Here is a 12283-nt window from a genome sequence, read left to right as displayed (position 1 = left end):
TTCAGCAAGCGCGAGCGCTTAGCACTGGCATATCGCAGGTGCAACAAAACGACTGGCCATGAATAGTAAGTAACTTAAAATAAAGTGTTTTTACTGACCCATAGGTGATTTTAGATCAGCAGGAAGCGCCGGTTGCATCTTTTCCATGGTCGCCAAACGCGACTCGAGGTCTTCGCGCCACGGGGCGTCTGCACTACTCCGTCCCAATAATTCGGTCCAAATGGCCCGGGCCTGATCAATCTTGCCGGACTGGGCGTAAGCCAGCCCTAGGAAAAACGGAGGTCCGGGATGTTCTGGCGAGATATCCGCCGCTTTTTGAAAGGCAAATTGCGCGGCAGGTGTAATCACACCATCGGCATGGACCACCAGCGCGTTACCCAGTCCAACCCAAAGATCAGGATCCTCTGGATGCGCCTTGACCCCATTGCGCAAATAATTAGCGGCAGCTCCATGCTTTCCCGTACGGTTGAGAGAGTCAGAAAAAATCAGCCACTCTCGTGCGGTACCGAACCGCTCCCCCATATCATTGCGCGCATCGATCATATCATCGTCAAAGCTATTGGCCTTTTCGACCGGTACAACCGAAACCCCTGCCATACCGGGGTTACCTTGCCAGGCGTAGCCCGCAATACCGAGCAACAACGCAGCAGCAGTGATTTCATAGGTCGTACGAGACAATTTTCCCAATAGGATCAGACCAGCGGCACAGATCAGAACGGATAGCAGAACGATGATCCAACCCATCATTCGTCACCCTTGGATTTACGAAACCGCCCGCGCGCCAGCCACATTGCGGCGACCAACAAGATGATCGGGGCGAACCAGAGCGGCCAGGTGACCGCCGACGCGATGGGTGGATCATATGACACCCAATTGCCATAACGTTCAATCAACCAGCTTCTGACCGCTTCTGGTGTTTCACCGGCGGCAATTCGTTCTCGCACCTGACTGCGCATATCCCCTGCCATCGGTGCATTGCTGTCGGCGATCGATTGGCTTTGACATTTCAAGCAGCGCAATTCTTCCATCAGGTCACGCGCAGCGGCTTCTTGCCGGGGATCATCCAGTTGCCGGTCGGCATAAGGAGCCGGCGGAAGCCCGGTCTGCGCAGAGATCGGAAACGAAAAAAACAAGACGCATAGGACAATGAATCTCTTCATTCCGCTTCCTCCAGCAATTCTAGAAGCTTCGCGACATCCTCTTGGCGGATATCACCGATATGCTGATGAACGATCATACCATTGCCATCGATCACAAACGTCTCCGGTACGCCCGATGATCCCAGTTCCAACTGCACCCTGCTGGTCGTATCTGTTCCAATCCGCGCATAAGGATTACCCCACCGGTTGAGGAAGTTGGCGATATCCTCCGGCGTGTCACGGCTGGCAATTGCATGAATTTCAACGCCCGCCCTCTGCAGAGCCAATAGTTGCGGCGCTTCGGCGATGCAGGGCACGCACCAGCTGGCAAAGATGTTGAGCAATGTTGGCTTGCCCTTAGCGAGATCGACGCTGCTCAACCCGGGCCGCTGTTCAATCGCTGCGGGCAAGGTGAAGGCGGGCATTGGTTTGCCAACCATCTTGCTCTGGATGATATTGTCCTTTGGCATGATCAGGCCTGTCGCCACTGCGGCGAAGAAGATACCGAACAGCACAAGCGGTAACCAGAGCAACCAGCGGTTCATAGCATCATCTCGGCAAACTCGCGTTGTTTCCGCTGCTTGTAACCGCGCCAGACACGACCGATCATGGCCAAAAGCCCACCCAAGGCAACCAATATCCCGCCAAACCAGATTAGGGTGACAAATGGTTTCCACCAGACCCGTATCTGCCAGCGTCCTTCGCTATCCCCGTCACCAAGTACGACATAAAGTTGCCCGTTCCAGCGGGTCAGTAACGCGGCCTCGCTGGTCTGTGTCTGCGCAGCCGCAAACATCCGGTTTTGCGGGGTGATTTCATGGACGGCCCCGTCGCCATATTGCGCCGTCACCCGGGCCTCAAGTGCGGTCCAATTGGGGCCAGCCATTGGTTCAATAGCCTCAAATTCCAGCGTCCATTGATTCACGACAATCTCGTCACCAGGCTTCGCCGCGACCAGTTTTTCTTCTGTAAAGCTGCTTTCGCACGCCATGCCGACCAGCGCCACCGCAATACCAAAATGGGCGACGACCATACCATAGGTGTGAAGCGGCGTACGACGGAGGTTTCGTTTCCATAGAGGCGCGAAGCTGGCGATCGCAATCCCGGCCGCCAGCGCCAGACCGAGTAGCGCGAGAACCGACATGTCTGTGGTAAACAAGGCCAATGCAAATAGAGCCGCCGCTGCGATTAGCACAGGGACCGAAATACGGTTCAGCAATGCCTTCGGATCGTCGCGCCGCCAACGGAGCAGCGGCCCCACCGCCATAGCTGCCACGAGAATGAGCGCGAGCGGGCCGGTTGCCAAATTGAAATAGGGTGGTCCAACAGACAATTTATCGCCTGTTACCGCTTCCACCACCAAGGGATAAAGCGTGCCGATAAACACAAGCGCCAATATGACCGAAAGCAACAGATTGTTGACCACCAAGGCACCTTCTCGGCTTACCAGTTCAAAACGCTTTCCTTCCTTAACCGTACCAACACGCAGCGCGAACAAGGCCATCGCCCCGCCAATATAAATGGCGAGCAGAGCTAGAATGAAGCTGCCGCGTTCCGGATCAACCGCGAAGGCGTGAACGCTTGTCAAAATACCGGAGCGCACCAGAAAGGTCCCGATCATCGACATTGAAAAGGCGACCACAGCCAACATCAAGGTCCAGGCACGCAGGCTATCGCGCGTTGCCAATACTGTCACCGAATGCAGCAAGGCGGTCGCAGCCAGCCAAGGCATCAGCGACGCATTTTCAACCGGATCCCAGAACCACCAACCGCCCCAGCCGAGTTCATAATAGGCCCAATAGCTGCCCGCCGTGATACCAAGCGTCAGGAATATCCAGGCGCCCAGCACCCATGGCCGCATCGCTTTGGCAAAAGCCGCGCCGACATCGCGAGTAATCATCGCGCCGACGGCGAAAGAAAAGGCCACCGACAACCCGACATAACCGAAATAAAGCGTCGGCGGGTGAAAGGCGAGGCCGGGGTCCTGCAGCAGGGGATTAAGCCCCTGCCCCTCTGCCGGTATAGGAAACATCCGCTCGAACGGATTGGAAGACACCAATAGAAAAGCGTAAAAACCGAGGCTGATGAACGCCTGCGCCGCCAAGGTAGCGACCAGCGTCTTGGTGCGCAGTGAACGTTCGAACATCGCGATAAAAGCGCCCGCCAGTCCCATGACGGTAACCCAGAGCAGCATAGATCCTTCATGATTGCCCCAGGTTCCAGCGAATTTGTATAGCAACGGCTTCACCGAAGCACTGTTCATCACCACTAGCTTTACCGACATATCGGAGCGCAGGAATAGCCAGATCAGCAACAGAAAGGACAAAGCGACGAACAGCCCTTGGGCAATCGCCACCGGGCGGATGGCGGTAAAATAGGTCTCTCGATCCGTCCGCAAACCAATGGCACCCAAGGCAAATTGCAGCAGCGCCAACGCCGCTGCGAGCCAGAGCGCAATCAGGCCGGTCTCAGCGATCATTGAACAAGCGTTTCCGTCTTCTGCTGTCCGGCAGTCATATCGATGCCCTCCAATTCACGCGGAATGTAATTTTCATCATGCTTGGCAAGCAGTTTCTCGGCCACGAATAGACCGTTCGCGTCCAGCCGCCCATCAGCAACCACCCCTGATCCTTCAACAAACAGGTCCGGAGTGATCCCAGTATAGGTAACCGGCTGTTGCGCGATGCCGTCCTGCACGATGAATAGCACCGTAACGCCGTCCGCAGATCGTTCAATCGAACCTTCTTCGACCATCCCGCCCAATCGGATGGCAGTGCCCGCTTCCGGCTTCTTCTCTGCAATATCGGCAGGCGTATAAAAATAGCTCGCCTGATCCTGCAGCGCATATACGCCGAGCACAGCAGCCCCAATCAGCGCAGCCACCGCCAACACCACCAAGGTCAACCTTTGATGTTTTGCCTTCATTTCCGTTTGCTCAACTGCTCTGCCTTGCGCTCCGCTTTGCGCATCATCGCATAGCTATTTACAATGACACCGGCTGTGCCAATTAGCACAATGGCGTAAGCCGCATATATGAAGGGCCAATGGTTCATTCCGCTGCCATCCTTTTTAACCGGGCATCGACTTTGGTTTGCGCCAGACTAGCCCGCATCCGCATCAGTACAATCGCGCCAAATAGCAGAGAAAAGCCTACCGCAGACGCCAAGAGCGGCCATAGATAGAGGCCATCAATCGTGGATTTTCCGATGATGCTGATGCTCGTCCCCTGATGCTGCGTCTCCCACCATTCGACCGAGAAGCGAATGATCGGCAGATTGATGATACCCACCACACCAAAAATTGCGGCAACTCGGCTTTTTCCCCCATTCCTGCTGGTCTCATTCGCCAGTACAATATAGGCAAGATATAGAAAAAATAGCACCAGCATGGACGTTAAACGACCGTCCCATACCCACCATGTCCCCCATGCGGGCCGTCCCCAAATCGACCCCGTCGCCAGACATAGCACGGTAAACAATGCCCCAGGAACCGCCACTGCCCGCGCGGCATGCGAGGCCAGTGGATGCCGCCAAATAAGTTCGGAAATGCTAGCGATCGCGATGCCGGTCCAACCGGCCATGCCGAGCCACGCCATCGGCACATGGACAAAAATAATCTTGACCGCATCGCCCTGCAACTTCTCCGGCGGTGTCACCAACAGCCCCCAGATACAAGCCGCCAGGACCATCGCAATACCGCCAAATAGCAATAGTGGGGTCAGCGGCCTGGCAAGAGACAGGAACCGAGTAGGATTGGCATATGCATGCATGGGTAAAGCGATATTGCCTCAGTAGTGAATGATCAACATCAATCGCGAATTTCGATGGCAGAAGCGGGGCATGGCGACAAGTGTTTTGCGCTTTTTTGATCGTAATAAAAGCGTCCAAAAAGATTCACACATGAGTCTCTCTAATCGCAAAATAGCTTCACAGCTAAGGCCTAGATCGCCCCCAGAACCCGGTGATGGAAGGTCATAAAATGTCAAAAATAACAAATTTTCGCAAAGAGTTACTGGCGAGCGCCGCTGGCGCGCTGCTCCTAACGCCTGCTTCGGCATGGGCCGGAACCCTCACGGGTGTGGTCAGCGACCCCAGCGAAACCCGCGGCCTGCAATCTGCGCAGGTGCGTATTGTCGAGTTGAATCGCGTCGCAACCACCGAACGCGACGGCAGCTATCGATTCCCTGACGTTCCAGCGGGCACCTATATATTGGAGACACGTTATGTCGGTGCTGAAACCGTACAAACCAACGTTACGGTGAACGAAACTGGTCAATCTCAAGCCGATATCATACTTCATTCTGGCTTCGGCAACGAAATTCTGGTCATCGGCCAGAGTGCCAATCAGGCCAGCTCGCTCTCTCGCAAACGGGAAGCAGACGGCGTCTCGTCGGTCCTGACCCGCGATTCCGTCGGCCAGTTCCCCGATCAGAATGTCGCGGAATCGCTGCGCCGCGTGCCCGGGATCAATATCCTCAACGATCAGGGCGAAGGCCGCTTTGTGTCGGTGCGCGGCCTCGATCCCAATCTGAACGCGTCCTCGTTGAACGGCGTGCGCATCCCGTCCCCGGAAAGCGATGTGCGCTCCGTGGCGCTGGATGTTATCTCCAGCGACCTGATTGAATCGATCGAAATCAAAAAGTCGCTCACGCCCGACATGGACGGGGACACGATCGGCGCTTCGATCGAAATAAAGACGGTCAGCGCATTCGACCGCAAAAAAGATCTGCTGACCGGCAAGATCGAAGGCAGCTATAATGAATATTCGGGTGATGTAACGCCAAAGGGCAGCATTGATTTCTCGACGCGGCTCACCGACAACATCGGCATCGCGGGCGGCTTTTCTTACTATAATCGCAAGTTTGAAACCGATAATGTCGAGGCCGAGGACTGGCGCCTCAATGATGACGGCGTCGCCTATGCCGAGGAGGTCCAGTATCGCGACTATGACGTTGAACGGGAACGGATTAGCGCTTCGCTATCCTTAGATTTCCGCGCCAGCGACAGCACCGACCTTTATGTTCGTGGCATCTACAGCCAGTTTAACGATCAGGAGTTTCGTGGACGGACGACCTTCAAACTGGACGAGCAAGCCAGCAGCGGCGATGCCAATAGCGCCTTGTTTGACGATGCCGATGGTGAAATCGAGATCGAACGGGACATGAAAGACCGGTTCGAAAGCCAGAAAATCCGCTCGATTGTTCTGGGCGGCGAGACCGAAACCGGTCCCTGGACGATCGAATATTCGGGAAGCTGGTCCAAATCCAGCGAATCCGAAAATGGCTCCGTCGATCCGACGACCTTTTCCAATAAATTCGAAGGCGACGGGCTCGGCGTGCTGTTCGATTATACAGATGATCGCGTCCCGACCTATAGCTATGCCTCGGGCCCTGCTCTGGCCAACGATCCAAGCCTGTACGAACTGGAAGATGTCGAGCTGACCGCTTTGTCGGCGGCCATAGATGAAGAATTTTCCGCAAAGCTGGACGTGTCCCGCCAGTTCGCGATGGGCAGTGGCGATTTCACCGTACAAGCCGGCTTCAAGGGCCGCTGGCGGGAAAAACGTTATGACAATGACGTGGAATTCTATGAAGACAGCACCGGCAATTACACGCTTGCCGATGTGCTCGGCACACAGACCTATCGCATCACCGACCTCGGTCCGGTTGCCAGCCATACGGGTCCGACGGAATATTTCCGGGCCAATTTCGGGGATTTCGAACTGCAGGAAATCGACAGCCAGTTCGACTCCGCCGTCTCCGACTATATCAATCAGGAAGATATTTATGCCGGCTATCTGATGGGCCGCTGGGACAGCGAGAAACTGCGTGTCATCGGCGGTGTTCGCTTTGAGCGCACGGGAAATGTGATTTCCGCCAATACGGTGACGCTGGTTGAGGAAGATGCGACGTTCGGCGGCGTGCTATTTACCGACGACACCGTCGTTGTCGCGCCCAACAGTTTTTCGCGCAGCTATGACGACTGGTTGCCAAGCCTCAACATTCGGTTTGAACCACAGCCCAATCTGGTGTTCCGTGCAGCCGGCTATCGCAGCGTTGTCCGTCCCAATCTGTCCGACCTTGCGCCCCGCTTCGCGGTTGAGCAAAATGATGACAATGAACGCGAAGGCGAATTTGGCAACCCGGACCTGCTGCCCTACGAGGCTTGGAATTTCGATGCTGCCGCCGAATTTTATTTCAGTTCAAACGGCGCGCTCACCGCGAATCTTTTTTACAAGGATATCAAGAATTTCATCGTCAGCTCGCTGGAAGAAAACGGCACGCGCTTCGGCATAGACTTTGACGAGGCGACCATCCCGATCAACGGGTCCAGCGCCGAAGTCTTCGGCATTGAATTGGGTTTTGCGCAAGCGCTCAATTTCCTGCCGGACCCACTTGACGGTTTCCTTGTCAACTTCAACTATACCTTCACCGATGCGACCGGCACGGTGCCAACCGATGGGGACATCGGCGATTTGCGCAGCATCGCGCTGCCGAGCAGCTCCAGGCACACGTTCAACGCGGTGCTGGGTTACGAGAAAGGTCCGTTCGATTTCCGTCTCGCCGGCACTTATCGGGATCGCTATCTTGACGAACTCGGCGCGGAAGCCAGCGAAGACCGCTATGTCGACAATCATTTCCAGCTCGACGCCAGCGTCAAATTCAAGATCAACAAAAATATCAAGCTGTTCGCGGAATGGATCAACATCAACAACGCCAAATATTTTGCCTATCAGAATTTCGATACGCGCAAACGGCTGCTGCAATATGAAGAATATGGTTCCACGTTCAAATTTGGCGCAAAGATAAAAATGTGATGAAAAATATAGTCTCCCCTCTCCTGCTCGGTAGCCTCGCTCTATCCGCTTGCGCGACCCCGTCCGCCACGGTCACTTCTGCTCCGACCCTCAAACTGACGGCGGATGCAGAAACCGTTCCGGTCGGCACCGTCAATCGCGATGCAGCCGATGATCCGGCGATCTGGCGCAATGCCGCGGATCCCGCGAACAGCCTGATCATCGGCACAGATAAGCGCGCCGGCCTCTATGTCTACGGCCTAGATGGCAGCAAGAAATCCTTCCTGCCGGAAGGCGAACTTAATAATGTCGATCTGCGCGAAGTGATGTCCGACGCCGAAAGAACCGTGCTGGTCGGAGCCAGCGTCCGCAACGACCGCGCCAACGCGCATATCGGCCTGTACAGGCTTGATCCCGAATCCGCAGAACTGACACCGCTGGGCAAATATCCGGCCGGTCCCGGCGAAGCTTATGGTTTCTGCTTCGGTCAGGACAGCGGCGGCGAGATCTTTGCCTATATGATCGAGAAAAGCGGTTTTGTTCGCGAAATCACCCTGTCCTTTGACGGCGGCACGCCGGGCGCAACCATCACGCGCGAACACAAGCTGGCAACCCAGCCCGAGGGCTGCGTTGTCGATGACCGCACCGGGCGGCTTTATGTTGGCGAGGAAAATAGTGGTATCTGGCTATTCGATCTGAATGCGGACAATTTCGCGCCGCAGCGCTTTGCCAATGTCAATGGCAGGGAACTGGTTGCCGATGTCGAAGGTCTGGCGCTCGCGCCCACCGGCGATACGGGCGGCTATCTGGTAGCCTCCAGCCAGGGCGACAATGCCTATGTGCTCTATGACCTGACCACAGGCGCCTATGTGAACCGCTTTCGCCTCGTCGACGGTGCCATCGACGGCACATCGGAAACAGACGGGATCGAAGTCAGCTTAGGCGATTTTGGTCCGGCCTATCCCGAGGGGCTGATGGTGATGCAGGATGGCGCCAATGAAGGCGGCACGCAGAATTTCAAACTGGTCAGCTGGTCAAAGATCAAGGCTGCGATCGCGCCATAATATTGGCGAATTGAACGGACGGGAGCGCCACTGCGGCCTCTCTTCCGTCATCCGGTCGAAACGGCTTTCCTACAGCCGACCCGATCCTCTACCTTCCGGCCTGTCCTTCGCCATGCGCGGGACCGGCTCTTTGACATTTGAACAAAGGAGGATGCTCACACGACCTTTGAAACCCCGCGCACCCGGGCGGGAAATCCAAAGGTTACACTAGGCGCTGGCATGGCGGCCAAAAAACGGCAAAAACCTGATACTTTCAGGCTAAGGTTACAGAAAATAAAACAATTGATCTGCGTAAAGTTCGGCCTGAGTCTAACCTCGACCGATCAACGCCATCGCCATATTGTCCGCCACATCCGAGGATGGCAGTTTTTGTGATGCACTTTGCTCCCAGACCTCAGTCAAACGTTCCGGAATCATCGCTACCCGGCGGTTCACTTCGTTAACATCGCCGTCGCCAAGATATTCCAAGCCGACGCTGATGATCCCGCCGCTATTGATGACATAATCTGGTGCAAACAGGATGTTGCGATCAAAGATTCTCTGTCCATCTTCCGGGGTTGCCAATTGGTTGTTGGCACCGCCGGCGACAATGGACGCGTTGAGATGAGCGATAGAAACCTTGTCCAGTATCGCACCCAAAGCATTGGGACTAAACACATCTGCTTCGATCCGCATGATTTCATCAAGTCCTACGACCGTCGCGCCAATTTCCTGTGCCAAAGCCGCTGCATGGTCCTTGTTGATGTCGGCGATACTCAGCTTTGCACCATCCTTGGCCAACAAGCGCGCAAGACCTCCGCCAACGCTGCCGACGCCCTGAATAGCGACGTGAACACCTTCCATTGTGTCGCGGCCAAGCTTGTAAGCAACAGCTGCCTTCACGCCTAAATACACGCCCATTGCGGTAAAGGGACCGGGATCGCCACCTGCTTCGTCGCTGTTGCTGACCGGCAGACCAGAGACATATTGGGTTTCTTCGGTCAATGCGACCATATCGGCAGCGGTCATCCCGACGTCTTCAGCCGTCACATATTGTCCGTCCAGCGAATCGATCATCCGGCCGAAAGCAGCGAGCATTTCAGGCGTTTTTGTCCGGTTACGGTCGGCAAGAATGACCGCCTTGCCACCACCTAGTGGCAGTCCGGCCATGGCATTTTTGAAACTCATACCGCGCGACAGACGCAGCGCATCAGTCACTGCTGTTTCGCGATTTTCATAATGCCAGAAACGGGTTCCGCCGGCGCCAGGGCCAAGATGCGTGCTATGCAAAGCGACAATCGCGCTCAGGCCCGTAGCCGCATCATGAAAAAAGTGGACCGCTTCATGGTCATCAAAATCCGGCAAGTCCCACATCACGCTCATCGCTGTCATCCCTAGCAAACTGGAGTAATAAAACATCTCATAGATGTAATTTAATTACAAATAAAGAGAGTCTTTCCAATATGACCATGTGGTGGTGACCATATGTTTCTTGCGCTTCTAGGAGAAAAATGGGGCGATCGAGGGGTCTCGAACCCCCGACCTCCGGTACCACAAACCGGCGCTCTAACCAACTGAGCTACGATCGCCACAAGCCGCGCACTATATAGCCGCATTGCGCCGCGGTCCATAGGGACAGCGGGTAGCAATCGTCAAGCATTTAGCAGGCTGTTTCCAAATTAAAAAGCATCTCCCCGCTGACGATGGACAAGGCGAGCCGGTCGGCGGGCTGCATCAATCAACGCCCGCTCCTCCACCAAGGCACTTTGCATCTCGACCGCGAGGTCCGCGCGGAACCACCGTGTCGTCAATTTGATCTGGCTTTGGACGTCGGTCCCTGCTCCCAGGCTGGCAGGATAAGATTGCGCCCAAAAATCGTTCAAACTGGCATAACCAAGCTCAGAACGCCTGCCCAGAAACTGTCGCGCCGGCGTCAGATCAGAAGGTACATCCCCCAACATCGCCAGCAATATCGCCTGCTCCGGCCGCAACATGTTGATGTTGATCGGAGAGAGATCGGTGGTTGGCAAGGCACAAACCCAGGGCGCAAGACGTACGTAAATATCATCGGACACCCCTTTGATCGCGCGCAATTCGCTCACGTCTACGATCAGGGCATTGGCCGTGCGATAAGGGTTTTCCTGCTGCAGATAATATTGGTCCTCCGCTCCGCGGGGCGCTGCGACCATATCGCTATCAATCCAGTCCGCGACCGATTCCGCAATATCCGCAGCATCTCCGTCCATGACACCCAACATGATCATCAACCGCGAAAATTGCGCCAAACCTTCGGGCCTAGCGTACAGCAGCTCTTGTCGCTGCATCACAAGACTATTGATATTGAAACAATTGCCGCCATCAGCAAGCGATGCTGTGACAATCCCGCCGGGCACAGGGAATTTCCGTTCCTTGCCGTTCCAGCCACCCACGTTGATTGTTCGTCCGGGAGAGATCGATGTAATCTGTTCAGCAGACCGCATCCCGATCGATTCAGCAGCGATCAGATAGGCCTTGGCCTGGGATAGCTCTCTTGCGTTAGACGCCAGTTTCGTAGCACCCGCCAACCGATCAATGCCGTGCGCTGCCAATATCGCGATCACCGCGACCAGCAACAGAACTGTCAACAGCGCTGCGCCTCGCTCCTTTTGGTTCCCAATCTCTTGCGATACACTCATAAATAACCCGCACCGACTAGAAACTGATGGCGATAACGACGCCCTTGCTTGTCAAATTGGATTTCGATCGCACGTGGAAGGTCCACCAATCGCTCCCCCTGCCAGTCACCGGACCATTGTCCCCGTTTATCCCGAAAACGCAGCTGCACCGATCCCACTTCCGACATCAGTAGCGCAGGCGGATCGATCGCACCGCCATCGGTCATCCGATATCGCCACCGCTCCAGGTTACCAGCAGTCAGTCGATATTCTACCCGTTCCAGATTGGACCGGGCCTCGCCGTTGACGTTGCTTTGACCACCTCGTGTGAATTTCAGGAAAGCGGCTTCCAGCCCGCTGGTCTCACTCGCGAAAGCCGGCATGCGGTCTCCCTTGTCATTACGATAAGTTCGAGGCAAGGCCTGACTCAAATCCGATTCCATCAAAGAAATGAAGCGCTGCATCGCTGCCATTTCACTCAGATTTCCAGCCGTCACTTCATCACTATCAACGGCCGAACGCAACATGATCACGCCCGCTACGGACAGCATCGCGAAAATGAATAGCGCCACCATCATCTCGACCAGAGTGAAGCCATTGCTATCGCAGGATTTCACAGGATTCATTGCCATCGGCCTCGCTTATATTCGGA

At 55.4% G+C, this 12283-nt stretch carries 12 protein-coding genes and 1 tRNA gene; 2 read left to right on the top strand and 11 right to left on the bottom strand.

Annotation, left to right across the window (positions count from 1 at the left end):
- Positions 1–90: 90 nt before the first annotated feature.
- Genes ABJG22_RS08000 through ccmC form a run of 7 tightly spaced genes read right to left on the bottom strand, consistent with a single transcriptional unit; the run spans position 91 to position 4908 of the window.
- Positions 91–747 (bottom strand): tetratricopeptide repeat protein, encoded by a 657-nt coding sequence (locus tag ABJG22_RS08000; protein WP_348019711.1) that lies wholly within the window; start codon positions 745–747, stop codon positions 91–93.
- Complete coding sequence (locus ABJG22_RS07995) at positions 744–1160, bottom strand: cytochrome c-type biogenesis protein (protein WP_348019710.1); 417 nt, start codon at positions 1158–1160, stop codon at positions 744–746. The genes ABJG22_RS08000 and ABJG22_RS07995 overlap by 4 nt, the downstream gene beginning before the upstream one ends.
- Positions 1157–1684: a DsbE family thiol:disulfide interchange protein gene (locus tag ABJG22_RS07990; protein ID WP_348019709.1), complete on the bottom strand. Its 528-nt coding sequence runs from the start codon at positions 1682–1684 to the stop codon at positions 1157–1159. Before ABJG22_RS07990 ends, ABJG22_RS07995 begins: the two co-directional genes overlap by 4 nt.
- Entirely contained in the window at positions 1681–3618 is a 1938-nt protein-coding gene (locus ABJG22_RS07985) for a heme lyase CcmF/NrfE family subunit (protein ID WP_348019708.1), read from the bottom strand. Before ABJG22_RS07985 ends, ABJG22_RS07990 begins: the two co-directional genes overlap by 4 nt.
- Positions 3615–4064 carry a cytochrome c maturation protein CcmE gene (gene ccmE, locus ABJG22_RS07980; protein WP_348019707.1) on the bottom strand — a complete coding sequence of 150 codons (450 nt, stop codon included), beginning with the start codon at positions 4062–4064 and terminating at the stop codon, positions 3615–3617. Before ccmE ends, ABJG22_RS07985 begins: the two co-directional genes overlap by 4 nt.
- Positions 4061–4192 (bottom strand): heme exporter protein CcmD, encoded by a 132-nt coding sequence (gene ccmD, locus ABJG22_RS07975; RefSeq protein ID WP_348019706.1) that lies wholly within the window; start codon positions 4190–4192, stop codon positions 4061–4063. Before ccmD ends, ccmE begins: the two co-directional genes overlap by 4 nt.
- Positions 4189–4908, bottom strand: a complete 720-nt coding sequence (gene ccmC, locus ABJG22_RS07970; RefSeq protein ID WP_348019705.1) for a heme ABC transporter permease CcmC — start codon at positions 4906–4908, stop codon at positions 4189–4191. The genes ccmD and ccmC overlap by 4 nt, the downstream gene beginning before the upstream one ends.
- 209 nt (positions 4909–5117) lie before the next feature.
- Here ccmC and ABJG22_RS07965 point away from each other — a divergent pair, with 209 nt between their 5' ends.
- Together ABJG22_RS07965 and ABJG22_RS07960 are read left to right on the top strand one after the other, a co-directional pair.
- On the top strand, positions 5118–7955 hold the full coding sequence (locus ABJG22_RS07965) for a TonB-dependent receptor (RefSeq protein ID WP_348019704.1): 2838 nt from the start codon (positions 5118–5120) through the stop codon (positions 7953–7955).
- Positions 7955–8998 (top strand): phytase, encoded by a 1044-nt coding sequence (locus tag ABJG22_RS07960; RefSeq protein ID WP_348020330.1) that lies wholly within the window; start codon positions 7955–7957, stop codon positions 8996–8998. The genes ABJG22_RS07965 and ABJG22_RS07960 overlap by 1 nt, the downstream gene beginning before the upstream one ends.
- A 309-nt stretch (positions 8999–9307) precedes the next feature.
- Here ABJG22_RS07960 and ABJG22_RS07955 read toward each other — a convergent pair whose 3' ends face one another.
- From ABJG22_RS07955 to gspJ, 4 genes are all read right to left on the bottom strand, one after another.
- On the bottom strand, positions 9308–10360 hold the full coding sequence (locus ABJG22_RS07955) for a Glu/Leu/Phe/Val dehydrogenase dimerization domain-containing protein (RefSeq protein ID WP_348019703.1): 1053 nt from the start codon (positions 10358–10360) through the stop codon (positions 9308–9310).
- 129 nt (positions 10361–10489) lie between these two features.
- A tRNA-His gene (locus ABJG22_RS07950) sits at positions 10490–10566 on the bottom strand.
- A gap of 90 nt (positions 10567–10656) precedes the next feature.
- Positions 10657–11652 carry a type II secretion system minor pseudopilin GspK gene (gene gspK, locus ABJG22_RS07945; protein ID WP_348019702.1) on the bottom strand — a complete coding sequence of 332 codons (996 nt, stop codon included), beginning with the start codon at positions 11650–11652 and terminating at the stop codon, positions 10657–10659.
- Positions 11649–12263, bottom strand: coding sequence for a type II secretion system minor pseudopilin GspJ (gene gspJ, locus ABJG22_RS07940; protein WP_348019701.1), 615 nt, complete (start codon positions 12261–12263; stop codon positions 11649–11651). The genes gspK and gspJ overlap by 4 nt, the downstream gene beginning before the upstream one ends.
- Between the last annotated feature and the right edge of the window lie 20 nt (positions 12264–12283).

Source organism: Parasphingorhabdus sp., assembly GCF_039939955.1.
Lineage (GTDB): Bacteria > Pseudomonadota > Alphaproteobacteria > Sphingomonadales > Sphingomonadaceae > Parasphingorhabdus.
The sequence above is the reverse complement of the archived record's forward strand: the minus strand, read 5'-3'. Positions and strand labels throughout refer to the sequence as shown.

Coding starts and splice junctions, on each gene's coding strand:
- ABJG22_RS08000 (WP_348019711.1), bottom strand. CDS start 747: ATGATGGGTTGGATCATCGTTCTGCTATCCGTTCTGATCTGTGCCGCT.
- ABJG22_RS07995 (WP_348019710.1), bottom strand. CDS start 1,160: ATGAAGAGATTCATTGTCCTATGCGTCTTGTTTTTTTCGTTTCCGATC.
- ABJG22_RS07990 (WP_348019709.1), bottom strand. CDS start 1,684: ATGAACCGCTGGTTGCTCTGGTTACCGCTTGTGCTGTTCGGTATCTTC.
- ABJG22_RS07985 (WP_348019708.1), bottom strand. CDS start 3,618: ATGATCGCTGAGACCGGCCTGATTGCGCTCTGGCTCGCAGCGGCGTTG.
- ccmE (WP_348019707.1), bottom strand. CDS start 4,064: ATGAAGGCAAAACATCAAAGGTTGACCTTGGTGGTGTTGGCGGTGGCT.
- ccmD (WP_348019706.1), bottom strand. CDS start 4,192: ATGAACCATTGGCCCTTCATATATGCGGCTTACGCCATTGTGCTAATT.
- ccmC (WP_348019705.1), bottom strand. CDS start 4,908: ATGCATGCATATGCCAATCCTACTCGGTTCCTGTCTCTTGCCAGGCCG.
- ABJG22_RS07965 (WP_348019704.1), top strand. CDS start 5,118: ATGTCAAAAATAACAAATTTTCGCAAAGAGTTACTGGCGAGCGCCGCT.
- ABJG22_RS07960 (WP_348020330.1), top strand. CDS start 7,955: ATGAAAAATATAGTCTCCCCTCTCCTGCTCGGTAGCCTCGCTCTATCC.
- ABJG22_RS07955 (WP_348019703.1), bottom strand. CDS start 10,360: ATGAGCGTGATGTGGGACTTGCCGGATTTTGATGACCATGAAGCGGTC.
- gspK (WP_348019702.1), bottom strand. CDS start 11,652: ATGAGTGTATCGCAAGAGATTGGGAACCAAAAGGAGCGAGGCGCAGCG.
- gspJ (WP_348019701.1), bottom strand. CDS start 12,263: ATGGCAATGAATCCTGTGAAATCCTGCGATAGCAATGGCTTCACTCTG.